19 protein-coding genes are annotated in these 21,596 nt (G+C 63.3%); 9 read left to right on the top strand and 10 right to left on the bottom strand.

Features of this window, described 5'->3' with window-relative positions; genetic code table 11:
* Positions 1 to 35: 35 nt before the first annotated feature.
* Genes VKR55_RS20400 through VKR55_RS20390 form a run of 3 tightly spaced genes read right to left on the bottom strand, consistent with a single transcriptional unit; the run spans position 36 to position 2,858 of the window.
* Entirely contained in the window at positions 36 to 620 is a 585-nt protein-coding gene (locus tag VKR55_RS20400; protein ID WP_324406121.1) for a Smr/MutS family protein, read from the bottom strand.
* The gene (mltA, locus tag VKR55_RS20395) at positions 617 to 2,173 is read right to left on the bottom strand and encodes a murein transglycosylase A (protein ID WP_324406120.1); all 1,557 of its coding nucleotides are present in this window, start codon (positions 2,171 to 2,173) and stop codon (positions 617 to 619) included. Before mltA ends, VKR55_RS20400 begins: the two co-directional genes overlap by 4 nt.
* Entirely contained in the window at positions 2,151 to 2,858 is a 708-nt protein-coding gene (locus VKR55_RS20390; RefSeq protein WP_324406119.1) for a Tim44/TimA family putative adaptor protein, read from the bottom strand. The genes mltA and VKR55_RS20390 overlap by 23 nt, the downstream gene beginning before the upstream one ends.
* A gap of 401 nt (positions 2,859 to 3,259) precedes the next feature.
* On the opposite strand from VKR55_RS20390, the gene secB reads away from it, so the two are divergent.
* Entirely contained in the window at positions 3,260 to 3,748 is a 489-nt protein-coding gene (gene secB, locus VKR55_RS20385) for a protein-export chaperone SecB (protein WP_324406118.1), read from the top strand.
* Between the two features lie 2 nt (positions 3,749 to 3,750).
* On the opposite strand, the gene dnaQ is transcribed toward secB, so the two are convergent.
* The 4 genes from dnaQ to VKR55_RS20365 are packed head-to-tail and all read right to left on the bottom strand — an operon-like array spanning position 3,751 to position 6,538.
* A complete protein-coding gene (dnaQ, locus tag VKR55_RS20380) occupies positions 3,751 to 4,449 on the bottom strand; it encodes a DNA polymerase III subunit epsilon (RefSeq protein ID WP_324406117.1) in 699 nt (232 codons plus the stop codon).
* Positions 4,450 to 4,476: 27 nt separating this feature from the next.
* Complete coding sequence (coaE, locus tag VKR55_RS20375; RefSeq protein WP_324406116.1) at positions 4,477 to 5,076, bottom strand: dephospho-CoA kinase; 600 nt, start codon at positions 5,074 to 5,076, stop codon at positions 4,477 to 4,479.
* A 4-nt stretch (positions 5,077 to 5,080) separates the two neighbouring features.
* Positions 5,081 to 5,689, bottom strand: a complete 609-nt coding sequence (locus tag VKR55_RS20370) for a Maf family protein (RefSeq protein WP_324406114.1) — start codon at positions 5,687 to 5,689, stop codon at positions 5,081 to 5,083.
* 3 nt (positions 5,690 to 5,692) lie between these two features.
* Positions 5,693 to 6,538 carry a pyruvate, water dikinase regulatory protein gene (locus tag VKR55_RS20365; protein ID WP_324406113.1) on the bottom strand — a complete coding sequence of 282 codons (846 nt, stop codon included), beginning with the start codon at positions 6,536 to 6,538 and terminating at the stop codon, positions 5,693 to 5,695.
* A gap of 441 nt (positions 6,539 to 6,979) precedes the next feature.
* Between VKR55_RS20365 and hemJ the strand changes: the two genes are divergently transcribed.
* From hemJ to VKR55_RS20330, 7 genes are all read left to right on the top strand, one after another.
* A complete protein-coding gene (hemJ, locus tag VKR55_RS20360; RefSeq protein WP_324406111.1) occupies positions 6,980 to 7,402 on the top strand; it encodes a protoporphyrinogen oxidase HemJ in 423 nt (140 codons plus the stop codon).
* 253 nt (positions 7,403 to 7,655) lie between these two features.
* The gene (gene rho, locus VKR55_RS20355) at positions 7,656 to 8,921 is read left to right on the top strand and encodes a transcription termination factor Rho (protein WP_324406110.1); all 1,266 of its coding nucleotides are present in this window, start codon (positions 7,656 to 7,658) and stop codon (positions 8,919 to 8,921) included.
* A gap of 158 nt (positions 8,922 to 9,079) precedes the next feature.
* Positions 9,080 to 10,402 (top strand): tRNA uridine-5-carboxymethylaminomethyl(34) synthesis GTPase MnmE, encoded by a 1,323-nt coding sequence (gene mnmE / locus VKR55_RS20350; protein WP_324406109.1) that lies wholly within the window; start codon positions 9,080 to 9,082, stop codon positions 10,400 to 10,402.
* 185 nt (positions 10,403 to 10,587) lie between these two features.
* Positions 10,588 to 12,465: a tRNA uridine-5-carboxymethylaminomethyl(34) synthesis enzyme MnmG gene (gene mnmG, locus VKR55_RS20345; RefSeq protein WP_324406107.1), complete on the top strand. Its 1,878-nt coding sequence runs from the start codon at positions 10,588 to 10,590 to the stop codon at positions 12,463 to 12,465.
* A 3-nt stretch (positions 12,466 to 12,468) separates the two neighbouring features.
* Positions 12,469 to 13,152, top strand: coding sequence for a 16S rRNA (guanine(527)-N(7))-methyltransferase RsmG (gene rsmG, locus VKR55_RS20340; RefSeq protein WP_324406105.1), 684 nt, complete (start codon positions 12,469 to 12,471; stop codon positions 13,150 to 13,152).
* 31 nt (positions 13,153 to 13,183) lie between these two features.
* On the top strand, positions 13,184 to 14,035 hold the full coding sequence (locus VKR55_RS20335) for a ParA family protein (RefSeq protein WP_324406104.1): 852 nt from the start codon (positions 13,184 to 13,186) through the stop codon (positions 14,033 to 14,035).
* A 156-nt stretch (positions 14,036 to 14,191) separates the two neighbouring features.
* Complete coding sequence (locus tag VKR55_RS20330; RefSeq protein WP_324406102.1) at positions 14,192 to 15,073, top strand: ParB/RepB/Spo0J family partition protein; 882 nt, start codon at positions 14,192 to 14,194, stop codon at positions 15,071 to 15,073.
* Between the two features lie 129 nt (positions 15,074 to 15,202).
* Here VKR55_RS20330 and holA read toward each other — a convergent pair whose 3' ends face one another.
* The 3 genes from holA to leuS form a co-directional block, all read right to left on the bottom strand.
* Complete coding sequence (gene holA, locus VKR55_RS20325) at positions 15,203 to 16,231, bottom strand: DNA polymerase III subunit delta (protein ID WP_324406100.1); 1,029 nt, start codon at positions 16,229 to 16,231, stop codon at positions 15,203 to 15,205.
* Between the two features lie 125 nt (positions 16,232 to 16,356).
* Positions 16,357 to 16,908 (bottom strand): LPS assembly lipoprotein LptE, encoded by a 552-nt coding sequence (gene lptE / locus VKR55_RS20320; protein ID WP_324406099.1) that lies wholly within the window; start codon positions 16,906 to 16,908, stop codon positions 16,357 to 16,359.
* Positions 16,895 to 19,519 carry a leucine--tRNA ligase gene (gene leuS / locus VKR55_RS20315; RefSeq protein WP_324406098.1) on the bottom strand — a complete coding sequence of 875 codons (2,625 nt, stop codon included), beginning with the start codon at positions 19,517 to 19,519 and terminating at the stop codon, positions 16,895 to 16,897. The genes lptE and leuS overlap by 14 nt, the downstream gene beginning before the upstream one ends.
* A 287-nt stretch (positions 19,520 to 19,806) precedes the next feature.
* On the opposite strand from leuS, the gene VKR55_RS20310 reads away from it, so the two are divergent.
* A complete protein-coding gene (locus tag VKR55_RS20310; RefSeq protein ID WP_324406263.1) occupies positions 19,807 to 20,787 on the top strand; it encodes a GGDEF domain-containing protein in 981 nt (326 codons plus the stop codon).
* The last annotated feature ends 809 nt before the right edge of the window (positions 20,788 to 21,596 follow it).

Genomic DNA, 21,596 nt, shown 5'->3' with positions numbered 1-21,596 from the left:
ATCAAGGGCGGGGCAGGCTTTTCCGGGATCATGCTTTAGGTTCTCGCGCGCCTGATCCGCACATAAAGCGCGCCTTCGCCGCCATGGCCGATATGCGCTTCCTCGAAGCCGACCACCAGCGGGCGAAACTCCGGCAGGCTCAGCCATTGCGGCACCTGACGACGCAGCACGCCGCGCTCGGCCTCGTTGCCGCCGGCCTTGCCCTTGCCGGTGATAATGAGCACGAAGGTGAGGCCGTCGTGATGCGCCCGCTGCAAGAAGCCGTGGAGCGTGCGATGGGCGCGGGTCTGCGTCATGCCGTGCAGATCGAGCCGCGCATCGATCTCATGCCTGCCGCGCGAGAGTTTCGATCGCTCGCGGCGGCCGAGCGGCGCGAGCGGCGGCGCCGCGGGCTTGCCCGGCTTTGGCGCGAAAGCAGAGGGGCTCGGCCGCGGCGACGCCGGCTTGGAAGTCTGCATTTCAGCGACCGAAGCCGCTGGTTTCGCCACCCTCGGCTTCTTCCGCAGCGGCTTGACCTGGCGCGCGACGCTTTCCCAAAGCGTGCGTTCCTCCTCGGTCAGATGGCGCTTGCGTGGGCCGACCGACATTTCCGGCATCGAAAACGATGGCGGCCGTTTCATGGATGGCGGGCCTGTCGCGGTGGGCTGCGGTGCTGAACTTCCGGCGGTGGTGCGTCCTTCGGCCGTTCCAGCGGCAGCGGTATCGTGGTCGGGACGGTGGCCGTGGTCTGCCCCACGGTCGGTGATGACAGCGCAGGCGGCGTGGAGGAAGGACCCGTCTTCCGGTCCTTCGGCGGGTCCACGGCCGGCGCGGCCTGCGGGAAGAGCTTCGCGATCTCTGCGGACGGCCGCTCATCCGGCACGGGCAGTTTCTTGCCGCGCGCCACCGGATCGAGGCTTTTCGGCACCAGCATCACAAAGCGCATGTTGCTCTTGAGCCGGCCGGCGACCTTTCCGGCATCAGGACCGGAGCCGAAATAAAGGTCGGCGCGGGCGGGACCGACAATCGCCGAGCCGGTGTCCTGCGCGATCATCAGCCGGTGGAACGGCGTCTTCGATTTCTCCGACTCGATCGGCAGTTCGCCGGCGATGAAGAACGGCGTGCCATAGACATGCAGCGACTTGTCGACCGCGATCGAGCGGCCCGGCGTCAGTGGGATGCCCTGGGCGCCGATCGCCTCGTCCTTGTCGGAGAGCTGGACTTCGCGGAAGAACACATAGGAGCGGTTCTGGCGCCGCAATTCCTTGGCGCCGTCAGGGTTGGCCTCCATCCACTCCCTGATCTTCTGCATCGAAATCTCGTCTTTCGAGAAAATGCCGCGCTCGACCAGGATGCGCCCGACCGGTGTGAACGGATAGCCGTTATAGGAATCGTAGTTGATGCGGATGGTCGAGCCATCGGGCAAATGCACCCGCGCCGAGCCCTGGATTTGCGCGAACAGCAAATCGGTCTGATCCTTGAGCCAGCAGATTTCGATGCCGCGGCCGGCGAGGATGCCATCCTCGATCTGGCCGCGGTCGTAATAGGGCACGAGCTTGCGCCGGCCGATCTTGCGATACACCGGACCCTTGTTGGGAAGCTCGGCCGAGGCCTGCGAATAGCCGCGCATGAACAGGTTCGACGGGCGGCGATAGACCGGCACGTTGTAGACGTCGGTCTGGGTTCGCGATCCCTCGATGATGGGCTCGTAATAGCCGGTCACGAATCCCGCATCCTCGCCAAGTCGCATGATCTCCAGCGGTACGAAATTTTGCTCGAAAAAGGCGCGTGCCCTGGCGCCGTCTGAAATGGGAAGCGCGCGCGCCGCACGGCAGGGCGCTCGGAGCGAGACGCCCAGCGCCCTGGAATCCGCCGGCGCGTCGTGTCGGGCGGCGATCGACTTGCAGCTCGCGCGAAATGTCCGGTAGGCGGCGAGTTGATCGTCCTCATTCCAGCCGGGAATATCCGCCCAGCGAACCGGGAAATACTGGCTGCCGCTGATCTGAAACGGGAGCTCGAGCTGCGGATAGGGCAGGGTGCGCGCGGCGCGTTTTGGACTCGCGAGATGGCGGGAGTGCCAGCCGCGCGCCGCCAGCACGACAATGGGGATCAACGCCTGCGCAGCCGCGGCAACCCACAGAACCGCGATGGCTCGCTTGAGACGCCTGACCTTAGTGAGCGCTTCCCGTGCCAACCAGCTTCCAATTCGGATCGCGTGAGGTGGTGTCGCGGGCAAAGGTCCAGACATCGGTGATGTCCGCTACCTTGTCCGGATTGCCGTCGACGATCACGCCCGCCTTGTCGCGGGTGACCGATATCATCTGCGACACAAATCGGACGGTGAGCTGCGCCGTGCGGTCGCGCATCTCGGCGCCTACCAGCTCGGCCTTGTCGAGCGAGACGAAGCGAGTCTCGGTCTTCTGCTCGTGTCTCTCGCGATCCTTCATGACGGCCTCGAAGCTGTCATAGACCTCCGACGACAAAAGGTCGCGCAACGCGCGACGGTCGCCATTGGCGAAGGCAAGCACGATCATCTCGTAGGCGCTGCGCGCGCCGGAGAGGAAATGCCGGGGGTCGAACGCCGTATCCTGCGCGGCGATGGCGTCCAGGCCCTGCGCCAGCGACGTGCCGGCTTCTGCCACGCCCTTCCAGCGGTCGGTCGGAGCTGCAACCTCGGCGGTGGGTGCGAGCGGCGCCTGGTCGATCACCTTGCCTGGAATCGGAACGACGTTCGAGTCCGGCCCGCCCGGCACCGTATTGCGCGCGGCGCGATCGAACGGCGGCCGTTCAGAGCCGGTGCGCTGTCCGAGCACATTGCGCAGGCGCAGGAAAATGAAGACCGCCAACGCCAGGAAGATGATGGTGTAAATATCAAACACGTCTTATTCGCTTTCTGATCCCTGCTTTAAGTTCCTTGGCCGCTAACTGGTCCGGCGCACCAGCGTTCCCACTCCCGGAGTAATGCCTCAACACTACACCACCGATTGTAGTCCGCAGGATGTAGGCACGAAATTTTGCCGGGCCAATGGCATTTTGAAGCGGTGAACTGTAGCGCGTTTCGGGCCTCAGGGGAAATCCGATCCTGTCTGGAAATCGCGCATATTCAATCGTTTAGGCTCGCAATCGCCCGCCGCCGGCGCTCGCAATTGCTAAAAGCCGTTAAGCTTTCCCGCACCCGGTGGCTGAGCATGGTCAAGTCCCGGCGCGGCCGTCCTTGTCGAAGGTGGCGAGGCTATGATAGCCACTCGCCCCGTCGTCAGCCCTCTTAGGAGATCATTTCATGACCAACGGTAATGGCAGCCCTCCCGGGGCAGGCGCGCCGCCCCAGCTCAACGTGTTGGCGCAGTACACCAAGGACCTGTCGTTCGAGAATCCCAACGCACCCGCTTCGCTCGGCCCGCAAGCGCAGTCGCCCCAGATCAATATCCAGATCAATGTCGGTGCCAACAATCTCGCCCCGAACGAATATGAGGTGACGCTGTCGGTCGAGGGCAAGGCCGAAAATGGCGGCAAGATGATCTTCAGCTTCGAGCTCGCCTATGCCGGCGTGTTCCGCATCCTGAACGTGCCGCAGGAACATCTGCATCAGCTCATCATGATCGAGTGCCCGCGTCTTTTGTTCCCCTTCGCGCGCGAAATCATCGCGACCTCGGTTCGTGACGGCGGCTTCCCGCCCTTGATGCTCGATCCCGTCGATTTCGTCGGCCTGTATCGCCAGAACATGGAACGGCAGGCGGCGGCGCAGGCCTCTGGCGCCAAACCGAGCTGACGCTAGATTGCCGGCAGGTATTCCACCCAAATCGGCTTGTCGCCCAAGGCGGCGACGAAGGCCCGATGCGCCTCGCGGTCGGCGTCTGTGATGCGGGGCAGGAGCGGCAGCAGGCGCTGCCGGCGCGACATTTCGCCGGAACCGCCGATGCGGATCTCCGTCGTCTCCGACGCCAGGATGAGCTGCGATTGCCGGGCCCCGATCAGATCGACATAGACTTCGGCCAGAAGCTCGGCGTCGAGCAGCGCGCCGTGCTTGGTGCGGTGGGAATTGTCGATCGCATAGCGCGAGCAAAGGTCATCGAGCCGGTTCGAGACACCGGGATGCTTGCGCCGTGCCAGCAGCAGCGTGTCGACCAGCCGTTCGCGCGGAATCGGCGGCCGCTTCAGCCGATCGAGCTCGGCATTGATGAAGCTGACGTCAAACGAGGCGTTGTGGATGACGAGCGGCGCGTCGCCGATGAAGCCGAGGAAATCCTCGACCACCTCGTGGAAGAACGGCTTGTCGGCCAGGAACTGGGTCGAAAGGCCATGCACGGCGAAAGCGTCCGCCGACATCTCCCGCTCCGGATTGATGTAGCGGTGAAAGGTCTGCCCTGTCGGCATGCGATTGATCAGCTCGATGCAGCCGACTTCGACCAGGCGGTCGCCGCGCAGCGGATCAAGGCCGGTGGTTTCGGTATCGAGGACGATTTCGCGCATCGGTTAAGCAAATCAAAGAGCGGCGAATCAGGTACGCCGCCGCGGCATCTTAACAGCCTCCGCCAGTATGTCGCGGATGCGCGCGCGCACGGGATCAAGTCCGTGCGAGGTATCCACGATGAAATCGGCCCGTTTGCGTTTTTCGGCATCGGGCATCTGTCGCGCCAGAATGGCGTCGAGCTTGTCCCGATCTATGGTGCCGCGGGCCAGCACCCGTTCGCGCTGGAGCTCCGCCGAGGTCGTGACCACGACCACCGCGTCGACCCGATTCTCGCCGCCGGTCTCGAACAACAGCGGCACGTCCACGACCACGACCGGCTTGCCCGCAGCTTCTGCATTGTCAAAGAATTTCTGGCGGGAGGCGCCTAGCATTGGATGCACGATTTTTTCGAGCCGCCTCATCGCGGCCGGGTCGTGTACCACGCGTGCGGAAAGCCTGGCGCGATCGACCTTTCCATCAGCAGTGGTTCCGGGGAACTCGGCCTCGATCGCCGGTACCGCCTGACCCTCGTAGAGCTCATGGACAGCCGCGTCCGCGTCATAAACGGGTACGCCGGCCTCTTCGAACAGCTTTGCTGTGGTCGATTTGCCCATTCCAATCGAGCCGGTCAGTCCGAGAATCAGCATGGGCTCAAAATCCAATCAGTTTCTCACGACGCAGGAACGCCAGCAGCGGCAATAGCGGAAGACCCAATATGGTGAAATGATCGCCATCGATCCGATCGAACAGATGCACACCCAGGCCTTCAAGCTGATAAGCCCCTACGCTCGAGGTCACCGCGTCCCCTGCCTCATCGAGATAGGTGCGGATATCGCTTCCGCTGAGCGGTCGCATGCTCACGCGCGCAATGGCGACCGTTTCGAACACGATCCTGCCGTCCAGCGCAACGGCAATTGCCGAATGCAGCTCGTGGGTTTGACCTGCGAGCGCGCGAATCTGCTCGGCCGCCGCGGCGCGGCCATCCGGCTTGTTGAACAGACGTTCGCCGAGCGCCAGCGTCTGGTCGGCGCCGATGACATAATGTTCGCCCTTCCGCTCCGACACGAAGCGCGCTTTCTCGCGCGCAAGCAGACCTGCAATCTCACCCGGCGCCGACACTTTTGACGCCTGCTGGATAGCCCGCTCGTCGATATCGGCAGCGACGGTCTCGAACGGCAAGCCGGCATCGGCCAACAGCATTTTCCGCGCGCGGCTTTGCGAGGCGAGGATCAGCGGGCTTTTCCCGCGCCAGATCGTCATGGCCTACGCGTCATCCGAAAACCGGGCACGTTGCCGGTCGGTATAGAGTTTTAACACCGCAGCCGCGGTTTCTTCGATCGAACGCCGGGTGACGTCTAGCTGCGGCCAGTTGAATCTCGCACTCAGCCGCTTCGCAAAAGCCACTTCATCGGTGACGGCCTGACGATCGATGTATTCCTCGTTGCTCGGCGCTGCGCCGATGCTGAGCAGCCGGTTCTGCCGGACCTGGATCAGGCGTTCTGGCGTCGCATGCAGGCTCACCACCAAAGGCTTGGTCAGATGCTCAAGCTGATGCGGCAGCGGAATGCCCGGCACAAGTGGAACATTGGCAGTGCGGATACCGCGATTGGCGAGATAGATCGAGGTCGGCGTCTTCGAGGTGCGAGACACCCCGACCAGCACGACGTCCGCCTCGTCCAGGCCTTCGACATGCTGTCCGTCGTCATGAAGCATCGTGTAGTTCAGGGCATCGATCCGCTTGAAATATTCGGCATTGAGAACATGCTGCGCGCCGACCCGGCCCGCTGTGGCCGCCCCCAGATAGGCCTCGAAGAGCTGCATCACCGGGCCGATGATCGAGAGGCTCGGAACATTGATCTCCTTGCACTTGGCCTCGAGCTTCAAGACCAGGTCCTTCTCCAAGAGCGTGAACAGCACGATACCCGGTGCTTCCTCGATCTCGTCCAGCACCCGGTCGAGCTGCTTCTGGCTGCGTACCAGGGGGTAGACGTGCTCGACTGCCGTCACGTTGGCGTATTGCGCGGCGACTGCACGCGCCACGGTGATCAGCGTCTCGCCGGTCGAGTCTGAGACCAGGTGAAGGTGAAAATAATTAGCGGTCGTCGGCACGTCGATCCTGCGCGTCCTGTGAATCCTTGTGGAGCTCGGTGATGAGAATCGGCGGGCTTTTTCGGAGCCGGGGATAAGCCAACGCGTTCTTCACATCGCCGCGCAAAAGGAAAAGTCTCTGGCGTCAGTGCCATGATAGTGGGCTTATGTGGACTTGTCTCTGCATAAGCTGCCGATGGGCCGGCCTAAGCGGCTGAGTCAGGTACCTTTATTCGCGCCCACACCTGATCATCCAGGGATGTTGAGGGATGTGAACAAGCGCCTGGCTTAGAAAGGATGGCGTTGTGTGAGTCCAATCCACCGAGACCAAAGACTCAAACCTTAAGAATCTAAGTTTAGTTTAGGGAAGGCTTGCCTGCGGACAGGTCTTGGCGCAAATCGGCCATCGGACATTGCGGAACGCTCAAGCGACCGCGGCGCTGACGGTGGAACATCTCAACCATGTATGAATGGATCAAAGCGTTGCATGTGATCGCCGTCATCTCCTGGATGGCGGGCATGCTCTATTTGCCGCGGCTCTTCGTCTATCACTGCGAAGCCGACATCGGCTCAAAACAGTCCGAGACGTTCAAGGTGATGGAGCGGCGGCTTTTGAAGGCGATCATCAACCCGGCGATGATCGTGACCTGGCTTGCCGGAATCTATCTGGCTTGGGCTGGACATTGGTATTTGTCCGGTTGGTTTCACGCAAAGTTTCTACTGGTGCTGGTCATGTCCGGCATCCACGGTTTTTTTGCTCGCTGGGTGAAAGACTTTGCCGCCGACCGCAACAAACGCAGCCAGAAATTCTATCGGATTATCAACGAAGTGCCGACGGTGTTAATGGTTGGCATCGTGATCCTGGTGATCGTCAAGCCGTTTTGATGGGCACGGCTCGACCATGGGTTGGGCGTTTGCGCTGCTTGCGGAACGCCGGACGATTTTCTATATTGTGTCCATCCCACCCCACGCAGGCGGATGTCGTTGCGTCCCGGTTTAGACCGGCCGCCGCATCAGGTTTGAAGCCACATCCGGCGCTTTCCTTGCTTTGAGCTGCGGGCCGTCTTTTTTGCGCCCGCTATTCCAGAAGCCACCTCGCACCCCCTCCTTTCGAAAGTTACCTTACAGGACCACCCCAATGCGGGAAATCAAACTCCAAGACCTCAAATCCAAGACGCCGGCGGAACTCGTTTCGTTTGCGGAAGAGAGCGGGGTCGAAAATGCCAGCACCATGCGCAAGCAGGAGCTGATGTTCGCCATTCTGAAGCAGCTCGCGATCGCTGAGACCGATATTGTCGGCGAAGGCGTCGTCGAGGTTCTGTCCGACGGCTTCGGATTCCTCCGTTCACCGGACGCAAATTACCTGCCTGGCCCGGATGACATCTATGTCTCGCCCTCGCAGATCCGCCGCTTCGGTCTCCGCACCGGCGACACCATCGAAGGCCATATCCGCAGCCCGAAGGAAGGCGAACGCTATTTCGCGCTGCTCAAAGTCAACACGCTGAACTTCGAGGACCCCGAGAAGTCCAAGCACAAGGTCAATTTCGACAATCTGACGCCGCTGTTTCCGAATCAGCGGTTCCGCATGGAGATCGACGATCCCACCAGAAAAGACCTTTCTGCGCGCGTGATCGACATCGTCGCGCCCATCGGCAAAGGCCAGCGCGCGCTGATCGTGGCGCCGCCACGCACGGGCAAGACGGTGCTGATGCAAAACATCGCGCACTCCATCACCGCCAATCATCCCGACTGTTATCTGATCGTGCTCTTGATCGATGAGCGACCGGAAGAAGTCACGGACATGCAACGCTCGGTTAAAGGCGAGGTGGTTTCATCCACCTTCGACGAGCCCGCAGTGCGCCACGTCCAGGTCGCCGAGATGGTGATCGAGAAAGCAAAGCGTCTGGTCGAGCATGGCCGCGATGTCGTGATCCTGCTCGATTCGATCACGCGGCTCGGACGCGCCTACAACACGGTGGTGCCGTCATCGGGCAAGGTCTTGACCGGCGGTGTCGATGCCAATGCGCTGCAGCGGCCGAAGCGATTCTTCGGTGCCGCGCGCAACATCGAGGAGGGAGGCTCGCTCACCATCATCGCGACCGCCCTGGTCGATACCGGCAGCCGTATGGACGAAGTCATCTTCGAAGAGTTCAAGGGCACCGGCAACTCCGAGCTCATCCTCGATCGCAAGGTCTCCGACAAGCGTACCTTCCCGGCAATCGACATTTCCCGCTCGGGCACGCGCAAGGAAGAGCTGATCACCGATCCGCAAGTCTTGAAGAAGATGTACGTGCTGCGCCGGATCCTCAATCCGATGGGCACGATGGATGCGATCGACTTCCTGCTCGACAAGCTCCGCAGCACCAAGAACAACGCCGAGTTCTTCGAGTCGATGAACACCTGAGCCGGGCTCATTCGGAATTGGGAGAGGCGCTTTCGGGCGCCTTTTCTTTTGCGCGCGGCGACGCTGCAAGTGCGGCCATAATAGAGCATGCTGCATTGCAGCAAAAGTGATCGCATTGAAGGCATTGCCGTTTCAAGCACCGCCACACTAATAGCTCTATGCATCCGCGAGACCAGACCATCTTCGCTTTGTCTTCCGGACGAACGCCGAGCGCGATCGCGATCGTGCGTGTCTCTGGAGCGGAGGCTGGTGCGGCGCTGAAGAAACTCGCCGGAAAGATTCCAGCGGCGCGGATGGCGACGCGCGCAATGCTGCGCGATGCGGATGGCCAGGCGATCGACGATGCCGTGGTGCTCTGGTTTCCCGGACCTGCAAGCGCGACCGGCGAAGACGTTGCGGAGCTGCATGTCCATGGCGGGCGCGCGGTTTTGACGTCGCTGTTTGCGGCGCTCGCGGGAATCAAAAATCTGCGCGCCGCCGAGCCCGGCGAGTTCACCTGCCGCGCCTTCGAGAACGGCAAGCTCGATCTGACCGAAGCCGAAGGTCTTGACGATCTCATTCATGCCGACACCGATCGCCAGCGCCGTCAGGCGTTGCGTCAGTTGAAAGGTATGCTCGGCGACAAGGCGCGCGACTGGCGCGCGGCGATCATCGGGGCCTCGGCCTTGATCGAGGCGGGAATCGATTTCTCCGATGAAGGCGATGTGCCGGCCGAGCTGATCGCGCCGGCGCTTGCGCGGATCAAGGCGCTGCTCGGCGAGGTCAAGGGTGTGCTCGCCGCGCAAGGCAAAGCGGAACGTCTGCGCGATGGCCTTGTGGTTGCAATCGCGGGTCCGCCGAACGTCGGCAAGTCGACGCTGATGAATCAGCTCGCGCGACGGGAGGTCGCGATCGTTTCGCCACATGCCGGCACCACGCGCGATGTCATCGAAGTGCAGCTTGATCTCGACGGCTACCCGGTAACGGTGATCGATACCGCCGGCATCCGCGAGACCGATGATCCGGTCGAGCTGGAAGGTGTGCGGCGGGCGCGGGCACGGGCGGCTGACGCCGACCTCGTGCTGTGGCTCGCCGATACGGATAGCGCGAAGATCGCGCACCAGGGCAACACGCCAGTTTGGCTCGTACGCAACAAGATCGATCTGGGTAGCGGCGACCATGACGGACCGGCGAAGCCGGAGTTCAGGATCTCCGCGGCGCATGGCGAAGGGCTGGCGGGCCTGATTGAGGCGCTGGTCCGCTTCGCCCAGGACTTCTTTGGATCGGCCGAAGGTGGCCTGATCACCCGGGAACGGCAGCGGCGGCTGCTTGCGGACACCGCAGCGGCGTTGGAGCGAAGTCTTTCCGCGATCGGGCAGGGCGAAGAGCTGGCGGCCGAGGATTTGCGGTCCGCGGCCACTTCGCTAGGCCGGTTGCTCGGCCGGGTCGATGTCGAGGACATTCTCGACGTCATCTTCCGCGAGTTCTGTATCGGAAAGTAGCGCTAGTCCTTGATTCAACCGATTGATGATTAGTTAAGAGGAATAGTTAACGCCTGTTTCACGTGAAACACCTGAATGGGCCGGTTCCGATGTTTCACGTGAAACAGCCGCCCAGGTGTCTAAATTCGGCCGTTTCACGTGAAACAGCTTCCGGCCTTGGCCATCTCGCGATAGTAGTCCGCGCCATGAGTCCGGCTCTGGAATCATTCGATGTGATCGTGATCGGCGGCGGCCACGCTGGCTGCGAGGCCGCGTCCGCTTCCGCGCGCCTCGGCGCTCGGACGGCGCTCGTTACCCATCGCTTCGCGACTATCGGTGCAATGTCCTGCAATCCTGCCATCGGAGGCCTTGGCAAGGGCCATCTGGTCCGCGAGATCGATGCCATGGACGGCCTAATGGGTCGGGTGGCCGACGCCGGCGGCATCCAGTTCCGGATGCTCAACCGGCGTAAGGGCCCGGCCGTCCGTGGCCCTCGCGCTCAGGCCGATCGGAAGCTCTATGCCGCCGCGATGCAGGCCGCGATCCGCGAGGCCGAAGGTCTCAGCGTAATCGAAGGCGAGGCCGATGAGCTGATCCTCGCCGGTGATCGCGTCACCGGCATCCGCTTGGACGACGGCCGCGCGCTTTTGGCCGGTGCGGTGGTCGTGACCACCGGGACCTTTCTGCGCGGCTTGATTCATCTCGGCGAGAAGAATTGGCCGGCTGGCCGGGTCGGCGAGGCGCCAGCGACGGGGCTTTCAAAGTCCTTCGAGCGCGCCGGCTTTATCCTCGGGCGGCTCAAGACCGGCACGCCCCCGCGGCTCGACGGCACCACGATCGACTGGTCCGCGGTCGAGATGCAGCCCGGCGATGACCCGCCGGAGCCGTTTTCGGTGATGACCGACCGCATCACCACGCCCCAGATCCAGTGCGGGATCACCCGCACCACGCCGGCCACCCATGAGGTGATCCGGGCGAATGTACATCGCTCGCCGATGTACTCCGGCCAGATCAAGAGCTCCGGCCCACGCTACTGCCCCTCGATCGAAGACAAGATCGTCAAGTTCGGCGACCGCGACGGTCACCAGATCTTCCTGGAGCCGGAAGGTCTCGACGACACCACGGTCTATCCCAACGGCATCTCGACTTCGCTGCCTGAGGAAATTCAGCTCGCGATCCTGGCCTCCATTCCCGGGCTGGAGCGGGTTCGGATGATCCGCCCGGGCTACGCGATCGAATACGACCATGTGGATCCCCGCGAGCTCGATCCGACCTTGCAGACCCGCCGGCTGAAGGGGCTGTTCCTGGCCGGTCAGATCAATGGCACGACGGGCTACGAGGAAGCGGCTGCCCAGGGGCTGGTCGCGGGGCTCAATGCAGCGCTGGCCGCCAGCGCCACCGCGCCGATCGTGTTTGACCGCGCCGATGGCTATCTCGGTGTTATGATTGATGACCTCGTGACCCGAGGGATCACCGAGCCGTATCGCATGTTCACCTCGCGGGCCGAATACCGGCTCACGCTGCGGGCCGACAATGCCGACCAGCGCCTGACCGACAAGGGCGTTGCGCTCGGTTGCGTCGGCGAAGCCCGCCGGCGTCGCCATGCCGCCAAGATGGCAGCGCTGGAGGAGGCGAGGCGGCTCTCCAAGTCGCTGTCGATCACCCCGAATGAAGCAGCGAGATACGGCCTCGCCCTCAACCGGGACGGTCAGCGCCGCTCGGCCTTTGAGCTGCTCGCCTATCCCGATGTCGGCTGGATCGAGGTGAGGGCGATCTGGCCGGAGCTCTCGGCCATTGACCCAGCGATCGCGGTCCATCTTGAGATCGACGCCAAATACGACGTCTACCTCAAGCGCCAGACCGCTGACGTTGACGCCTTCCGCCGGGACGAGGGCGTGGTGCTCGGCGACATCGACTATGCCTTGGTGCCGGGGCTCTCGAACGAGGTCCGCGCCAAGCTCGAGGCCAAGCGACCCTGGACGGTCGGGCAGGCGGGTCGGATCGACGGCATGACTCCGGCCGCGCTTGGTATTCTGGCCGCCTATCTCCGGCGAGAAGCTCGGAAAACGAAGGCAACAGCCTGAGGGATGTTTCACGTGAAACAGCGACCGAAGGCGAGGAGCGCCCAGAGGCCTTCGGTGGTCTCATCCGACAAGGCCGAGGCCCTGAGGCTCACCCCCGTTTCACGTGAAACAGAGTCCCGCCTCGATCGCTATATCGATCTCCTCGGGCGGTGGCAGGCCAAAACCAATCTGGTCGCGCCCTCTACGCTGCCGCACCTCTGGACGCGCCATGCCTCCGACTCGCTCCAGCTCCTGGCGCTTGCTCCGCACGCCAAGACCTGGGTCGACCTCGGCAGCGGCGGCGGCTTCCCCGGCGTCGTGCTCGCTTGCGCGCTGGCGGAAAAGGCGGGCGCTACAGTCCATCTGATCGAACGCAACGCCAAAAAAGCTGCGTTCCTGCGCGAGGCATTGCGAATCACATCCGCGCCGGGAATCGTACATGCAACGGGAATCGAAGATATTGTGGACAGCATCGAAGGGCCCATCGATTGCGTGACCGCGCGGGCACTGGCTCCGCTACATCAACTCATCGGCTTCGCCGAACCGCTGGTGAAGAGAGGTGCAAAGGCGCTGTTTCTCAAGGGCCAAGATGTTGAGGCTGAATTGACCGAAGCTACTAAATATTGGAATATCAAGCCGCTTCTCCACTCCAGCCTGACGGGCGGACAGGGCTGGATCGTCGAACTCGACCAGATCGAGCGGCGCTGAGCCTTCCGCGGGACGATAATGGGTATGGCCGATGAACGTAATTGATCAAGTATATCAACAGGATAAGGCAGACACCATGCCTGGCCATCCGCGTATCCTGGCGCTTGCCAATCAGAAGGGCGGCGTCGGCAAGACCACCACAGCCATCAACCTTGGCACCGCGCTCGCCGCGATCGGTGAGCGAGTCCTGATCGTCGACCTCGATCCGCAAGGCAACGCCTCGACCGGTCTCGGCATCGACCGCCGCAGCCGCAACACCTCGACCTATGATGTCCTGGTTGGCGAGGCCCAGCTCCGCGAGTCCGTGGTGCCGACCGCGGTGCCGCGCCTGCACATCGCGACCTCGACCATGGATCTGTCCGGCCTCGAGCTCGAGCTCGGCACCACGCCCGGCCGTGCCTTCCGTCTGCGCGATGCGATCGCGACGCTGAACAACAATGTCTCGCCGGACTCCGATTACACCTATGTGCTGATCGACTGCCCGCCGTCGCTGAACCTGCTCACGGTCAACGCAATGGCGGCCTCCGATGCGATCCTCGTCCCCTTGCAATGCGAGTTCTTCGCGCTCGAAGGCCTGTCGCAACTGTTGCAAACCGTCGAGCAGGTACGCTCGACGCTGAACCCGAACCTGTCGATCCACGGCATCGTGCTGACCATGTTCGACTCCCGCAACAATCTGTCCAATCAGGTCGTCGCCGACGTCCGGCAGTTCATGGGAAGCAAGGTCTACAAGACCATGATCCCGCGCAATGTCCGCATCTCGGAAGCGCCGTCCTATGGCAAGCCGGTCCTGGTCTACGACCTCAAATGCGTCGGCAGCGAAGCCTACCTGAAGCTTGCGACGGAGGTGATCCAGCGCGAGCGCGAGATGCGTGCGACCTGAGTGACAATCCGTAGGGTGGGCAAAGCGAAGCGTGCCCACCAGCCTCGCGGATAGAAAGATGGTGCGCACGGCGCAAGCGCCTTTGCCCACCCTACGATCCAACCCAATTGAGTTGCTGACTGGAGTCTTGATGTGAATCCAAGGGAGCTGGCGACGATGGCCGACGAAGCGCGTTCGCGACTGGGCCGCGGTCTTGCAAGTCTGATCGGCGATGTCGGCGGGGAAGCCGCGCATGTCGAGCGGCCGCGGGCGCAGCGCAAGGTGCCGATCGAATTTCTGAAGCCCAACCCGCGCAACCCGCGCCGTGCCTTCTCCGAGACCGAGCTCGCCGAGCTCGCCTCCTCGATCCAACAGCACGGCGTGATCCAGCCGATCGTGGTGCGGCCGGTGAAGGGCGCGCACGATCGCTATGAGATCATCGCCGGCGAGCGCCGCTGGCGCGCCGCGCAGGGCGCGGGCCTGCACGAGGTGCCGATCGTCCCCCTCGACGTCAGCGACAGCGATGCGCTCGAGCTTGCCATCATCGAGAACGTCCAGCGCGAGGACCTCAACCCGCTCGAAGAGGCGCAGGGCTATCATGCGCTCGCCGACGAGTTCAAGCGCAGCCAGGACGACATCGCGAAAGTCGTCGGCAAGAGCCGCAGCCACGTCGCCAACATGATGCGGCTGACCAAGCTGCCTGCCGAGGTCCAGGCCTATATCGCCGCCGGCAAACTGTCGGCCGGTCACGCGCGCGCGCTGATCGGCGTGCCGGATCCGCTTGCCGCCGCCAAGCAGATCGTCGCGCAGGGCCTCAACGTCCGCCAGACCGAGGCGCTGGCGCATGAGGAGGGCGTGCCGGAGCGGAAGCCGCAAAAGGCGCGCAGCGGCGGCAAGACCAAGGACGCCGACACTGTCGCTTTGGAGAAGCGCGTGTCCGATGCGCTGGGCTTGAGCGTCAGCGTCAATCATCGTGATCCCGGCGGCACCGTGCAGATCAGCTACCGCAATCTCGAACAGCTCGACGAGGTGATGCGGCGGCTGGCGCGGAGCAGCTGATTTAGGACTCGTCATTCCGGGGCGCGCGTCAGCGCGAACCCGGAATCTCGCTGTAGTATTTCGCAGAAAGCGATCTCCAGATTCCGGGTTCATCGCTGCGCGATGCCCCGGAATGACAAATTCAGGTAACTAACCCTTTCTCCTCGCATTCACCGCGATCGATAGCAGCACGCGCTGGGCGATCACGGCCGCAAGCGCAGTCTGCTTGCGCATGTCGAGGGCGGCGGTCGCGAGCTGGTCAATGATCGCCGCAAGCCGCGCGGGAGAAAAATTGCGCAGCGCGATCTCGACCATCGGCTTGCGCGAAAAATGCAGGCGCGGGAACCCGCCGTCGAGAAGCTGCGCGGCCGGTGTTCCTTCCGCGATTGCAAGCGCCGATTTGTGCAGCCACGCCGCCTGCCGTTGCGCGGAGGCGATGATCAAACCGGGATAGGTGCCCGCGACCATCGCCTTGGCGAACTCACTTTCGACCAGGTCCGGCTTGCCCGCGAAGGCGCCGTCGACAATCGGGTCGAGCTTCAGCTCGGAAGCATCAGCCACCACCGCCATCACATGGTCGAGCGTGACCTCGCCTTCGCCAAGCGCGAACAGTGTGAGCTTGCGCAACTCATTGCGCGAGGCCTGGCGGTCGCCGCCGAGCAGCGTCATCAGCGCGGCGCGGGCGTCGGGTGCGATCCGCAAATTCGCGGCGCGCAACTCGTCGTCCATCAGCTTGGCGAGATCGCGCTCCCCGTCGGGATAGCAGCCGATCGCAACCGCGGTCCTGGCGCGCTCGCAAGCCTTGCGCAGCGGCGATTCGGGGCGGAGGTCGCCCGCCTCGATCACGATGCGGCAATCCTTGATCGGCGTCTCGGCCAGCGTATCGACCCCGCTCGCAAAGCTGCGCGAGCCGGCGCGGACGCGGATGGCGCGGCGGCCGCCGAACAGCGGCACGGTCATGGCCTCGTCGACCAGCCGCGAGGGCTCGGCGGACAGCTCGTCGCCGTCGAGCTTCACCAGCGAGAACGGATCCTCGGGGTCGTCGACCGCTGACTTCAAGAGCGCATCGGCGCGCTCGCGCACCAGGCCCGCATCGGGGCCGTACAACAGGATGATGGGTCGGCCCGGATCGGGGCGGGCGAGGAAGCTGTCGATCTCTTTTCCGCGCAGCGCGACCATTTCGTTTCAGGTTGTCATTCCGGGATGCCTCGCAAGAGGCAGACCCAGAATCTCGAGATTCTCAGGTGCGCAATTGCGCACCATAGTTCGATGCTGGCGCATCGCCCCGGAATCACGAGATAGGATCACGTCCCCGCAGTGAAATAGGCCGCGAGCCGCGTGCCGATGTTTTCCGCGATCTCGCTGGCGGCGCGGTCTTCGGCGTCGCGGAAGGCGCGGGAGCGCGCGAAGCGCTGGTAGGAGCCCGGCATATCGTAGGACACGCGCGAGAAGGTCGAGCCGTTCAGCAATGATTTGTTGGTCGCGAGCTCGACCAGATTGTACTGCGCGTCGATGCCGTAGGTTTCGGTCGTCGGCAACCCGGTCGCAGTGCTGACCAGCAGCGAGGATTTTGTCGTCGTGAAGCGCAGCACGAGCTTGTAGAGCGGCGGCGCACCGGTCGCATTGCCGTAAAGCTTGAACGCCAGCGCGTTGCGGATCGCAATCCCGACCCGCGCCTCGCGCGACGCGTTGGGCTTGTCGACCGGCGGAAGGTCGATTGTCGCGAGCTTGTCGCGCAGCGCCGGGCTCCCGTCGGCATGTTCAGCGTACATCGGCTGGAAGCAACCGGCGGTGAGCCCCGCCAGGGCGGCCACGGCGACGAGCCGAACGGCGATGCGCATCCTAGCCAACGACATTGACGATCCTCATGGGAACTATGATCACCTTGCGAACGGCCTTGCCGCCCAGCGCCGTTTTTACCGCATCGAGCGACAGAACGGCAGCCTCAATCTCCGGATTTTGGGCAACCCGTGGCACGGTGACATCACCCCGTTTCTTGCCATTCACCTGGACCACCAGGGTCACATTATCCTCAACCAGCAAATCGCGTTCGATTTGCGGCCAAGCGGTCTCCGAAATCAGCCCCTTCTGGCCCAGGACGGTCCAGCACTCTTCGGCCAGATGGGGCATCATGGGCGCGATGAGTTGAACAAGGATGAGTGCGGCCTCGTTGACCGCCCAAGCAAGGTCTGCCGCAGGCTGGCCCTCCTTCGCCAGCACCTCCGACAGCGCATTGGCGAATTCACGGATGTGGGCGAGGCAGACATTGAAATGCAGCCGCTCGATGCCGCCCGATACCTTGTCGAGCGCGCCATGGGCAGCCTTGCGCAGGGCCAGGGCCTCAGGACTGAATGAAGCCGGCCGCGCCGCCGGCGCGGCCTTCGCGATCTCGGCGGAATCGTTCACCAGCCGCCACAGCCGCTGCACGAAGCGGGCAGCGCCCTGCACGCGCTCATCACTCCAGATCACGTCACGATCGGGCGGCGAGTCCGACAGCATGAACCAGCGTGCGACGTCGGCGCCGTAGGTTGCGATGATATCGTCGGGGTCGACGGTGTTCTTCTTCGACTTCGACATCTTCTCGATCGCGCCGATCGCGACGTCCTCGCCGGTTGCGGTCAGCACCGCGCGGCGGCCGCTGGCCCCGGTCTCGACCGTCACCTCGGCCGGCGTGACATAGGCGCCGTCGGCCGTCCGGTAGGTCTCGTGCACGACCATGCCCTGGGTGTATTGGCCGGCGAACGGCTCATCGAAGGCGATGTGGCCGGTCGCCTTCATCGCCCGGGTAAAGAAACGCGCATACAATAGGTGCAGGATCGCGTGTTCGACGCCGCCGATGTACCAGTCGACCGGCATCAGGCGATCGACCACCGCGCGCGTGGTCGGCGCTTTTTCATTCCAGGGATCGGTGAAGCGCGCGAAATACCAGGACGAGTCGACAAAAGTGTCCATGGTGTCGGTCTCGCGCTGGGCCTTGCCGCCGCATTTGGGGCAGGTGACCTGCTTCCAGGTCGGATGATGGTCGAGCGCATTGCCCGGCCGGTCGAAGGTCGCGTCCTCCGGTAGGAGCACCGGCAGGTCCTTGTCGGGAACGGGCACCACGTCGCATCTCGGGCAATGGATCACGGGAATCGGGCAGCCCCAATAGCGCTGCCGCGAAATGCCCCAGTCGCGCAGGCGGAAATTCACCTGTCTTTCCCCGACGGGGGCGTTGCCGCGCAACTCCGATTCCAGACGCTTGGCGATCTCCTCCTTTGCATCCGCGATCGTCATGCCGTCGAGGAAACGCGAATTGATCATGCGGCCGTCGCCGTCATAGGCGGTGTCTGAGATCACGAAGGCCTTGGGGTCCTGGCCCTCGGGGCAGACCACCGGCGTGTTGCCGAGGCCGTATTTGTTGACGAAATCGAGGTCGCGCTGGTCGTGCGCGGGGCAGCCGAAGATCGCGCCGGTGCCGTATTCCATCAGCACGAAGTTCGCGACGTAAACCGGCAGCTTCCAGTTCGGGTCGAACGGGTGGATCGCGCGGATGCCGGTATCAAAACCCTGCTTCTCCGCGGTGTCGATGATCTCCTGCGCGGTGCCGATGCGTTTGATCTCGGCGACGAAGGCGGCGAGCTTCGGATCCTTCGTGGCGGCCGCGATCGCCAGCGGATGGTCGGCCGAGATCGCCATGAATTTTGCGCCGAACAGCGTGTCCGGCCGCGTGGTGAAAATCTTCAGCTCGTTCTCGCCGGCGGGCGTCGTTTTCGGATCCAGCGCGAAACGAATCAGCAGGCCCTCGGACCGACCGATCCAGTTGCGCTGCATCAGCTTGACCTTGTCGGGCCAGCGGTCGAGCGTGTCGAGCGCGTCCAGGAGCTCCTGCGAGTACTTCGTGATCTTGAAGACCCACTGGTTCATTTCCCGCTGCTCGACCACGGCGCCCGAGCGCCAGCCGCGGCCGTCGATCACCTGCTCGTTGGCGAGCACGGTCATGTCGACGGGATCCCAGTTCACCTTGCGCTGCTCGCGCTCGGCGAGGCCCGCTTTCAGAAAGTCGACAAACATCTTCTGCTGATGCTTGTAGTAGGAGGGATCGCAGGTCGCGAATTCGCGCGACCAGTCGAGCGACAGGCCGATCGAGCGGAGCTGCTTCTTCATCGCGGCGATGTTGTCGTAGGTCCAGGCCTTGGGGGCGACCTTGCGCTCGATCGCGGCGTTCTCGGCCGGTAGCCCGAATGCGTCCCAGCCCATCGGATGCAGCACGTTGAAACCCTTGGCGCGCTTGAAGCGCGCCAGCACGTCGCCCAGCGTGTAGTTTCGCACGTGCCCGATATGGATGCGCCCGGACGGGTAGGGGAACATCTCGAGCACATAGTATTTCGGCCGCGGATCGTCGTTTTTGGAGGAAAAGATCGCCTTTTCGTCCCACTGGCGTTGCCAGCGCGGCTCGGCTTCGCGGGCGTTGTAGCGTTCGGAGGTCATGAATCGCAGGGCTTTTAGTGGGTTTCGGGTCCATCAAAGGACGGCGGACTAGGCCATAGAATCGGCTGCGGGGTCAACGGTTTGGGCGGCTTCCCGGGGTGCCCGAGAAGCGGCAGGGGCGCGCCCCTGTCGATCCGGCTTGAGGCGGGTTTAACCAATTTATGGGACCCTGCCTGTGAGGAACGGCCCATAGTCAAGCCCCGGAAACAAGCTTTATCATGACTGCCGCGTTCGAAGAGCTCGATTTCGAATACGCGCGCTCGATCGCGGATAAGGCCTTGCGCTCGATGGCCGAGCAGCGGGTGCCGCTGACGCCGAACAATTTCCACGTCTGGTTCAATTACTGGCTCGCAGAGCCGCCGGCGCTGAAGCGGGCGATCGACATCGTGATCGGCAACAAGCGCAAGTTCGATGCGGCCACAAACCACGGTCTCTACGCGAACTATATCGGCTCGAAGGCCGCCGACGAGACGGTGGCCTATGACGTCTCGCAGCAGCTTCATTCGCTGATGGGGTCGGCGAAGCAGTTTCTGTCCACGGCGATTGCCGATAACCGCAGCCAGATGGCCGCGATCAACGACGTGGCCCAGCAAGGCGACGCCGACGTCGATCCCAAGGTCCTGGTTCGGAGCCTGATGGATGAGCTCGCCAAGGCCACCGCGCGGGCAACCAGGCTCGAGGCCGACTTCATGGAGAAGCAGCGCGAGCTCGACACCATCCGCGATTCGCTTGCCAAATCCGAGGAACGCGCCAAGACCGACACGCTGACCGGCCTGCCGAACCGTCGCGCGCTGGACGAGTTCCTGCGCAAGACCCAAATCGCGGCCATGGAATGGGGCGAGCCGTTTTCGATCCTCCTGATCGATATCGACCACTTCAAGCGCTTCAACGACGAATTCGGTCACAGCACCGGCGACCAGGTGCTGCGCCTGATGGCAAAAGTGCTGCGTGAGCGGTTGCGAGACGTTGATCTGCCGGCGCGCTATGGCGGAGAGGAGCTGATGGTCGTGCTGCCCGGCGCGAATCTCGCGGCGGCAAGCGCGGTCGCCGAGCGCATCCGGCGCTCGGTTTGCGAAGGCCACATCATCCGCCGCTCGACCGGCGAGCCGCTGCCCGGCATCGCGGTGTCGATCGGTGTTGCGCAATTCCGCGACGGCGAGCCGATCGCCGAATTGATCGAGCGCTGCGACCGCGCGCTCTATGTCGCCAAGAAGGGCGGTCGCAACAGGGTCATCGCGGAGACCGAGCTCGAGGCGGCCGCCTCGTAACGGCTGCGAAACCGGAAGCGCCGGTGTGAGGTCGTGACCGTCATTGCGAGCCAACGGGTCCGCGCGGAGCGCGGCCCGATGACAGGCTCCGCGAAGCAATCCACACTGTCTCCACGGAAGCAGTCTGGATTGCTTCGTCGCTATCGCTCCTCGCAATGACGAGCTCACGAATCTACGTTCTCGCGGCAGGGAAGCCCGAGGCTTGCATCGATCGCCCCCGAAGGCAGAGGGCGCAGGGAATGCCGGGTGCAGGCCGCACCCGCGAGCCTTGCGTGCAAAGAAGATTGCACTTTTGCGCACGCAGGCAACAACAGGGCAGCCAGAACAACCGGCATTCCCTGCGCGATGGTTTACGGCTTATACGTGGTCTCCCCGGAGTGCCGGGCTTGTTAGCCTCCGTCGCCTTGCAAAACGTCACGCAAGGCTTGATCCCAGCGTCGGGGGATCGGGACCGCACGATTTCGCTCGTCCGCGAGGAGTGCTTTCGTCGGCGCACTAAAAGCGTGCTGAACACCCTCACGTCCATCGCATCCCGCGCCCAACGTTCGTGACGATCGCGAAGCGCCCCTCTGGGTGAGCACGGGACGGGCGGACGATAAAACTGATTCGCGCTTCCGATAAAGCGAAATATTTTTCACGAGAGGGCTTGACACAATTTCGGAAAATCAGCCCGTCGAGGCAGGGCAAGAACTTGTCGTCAGGCCAGTTGAGCCTGCTGTTGAGGGCAAACGGCCTGCGGGGGCATGCTGTAGGTCCATAAAGCGCTCAGAACGCTGTTGGTAGAGTTCCGGAGGGCTGCGAAGGCCCGC

It is taken from the genome of Bradyrhizobium sp. (assembly GCF_035309285.1).
In the GTDB taxonomy this organism is placed as follows: Bacteria; Pseudomonadota; Alphaproteobacteria; order Rhizobiales; family Xanthobacteraceae; genus Bradyrhizobium.
This window is presented reverse-complemented; position numbering and strand designations above follow the sequence as displayed.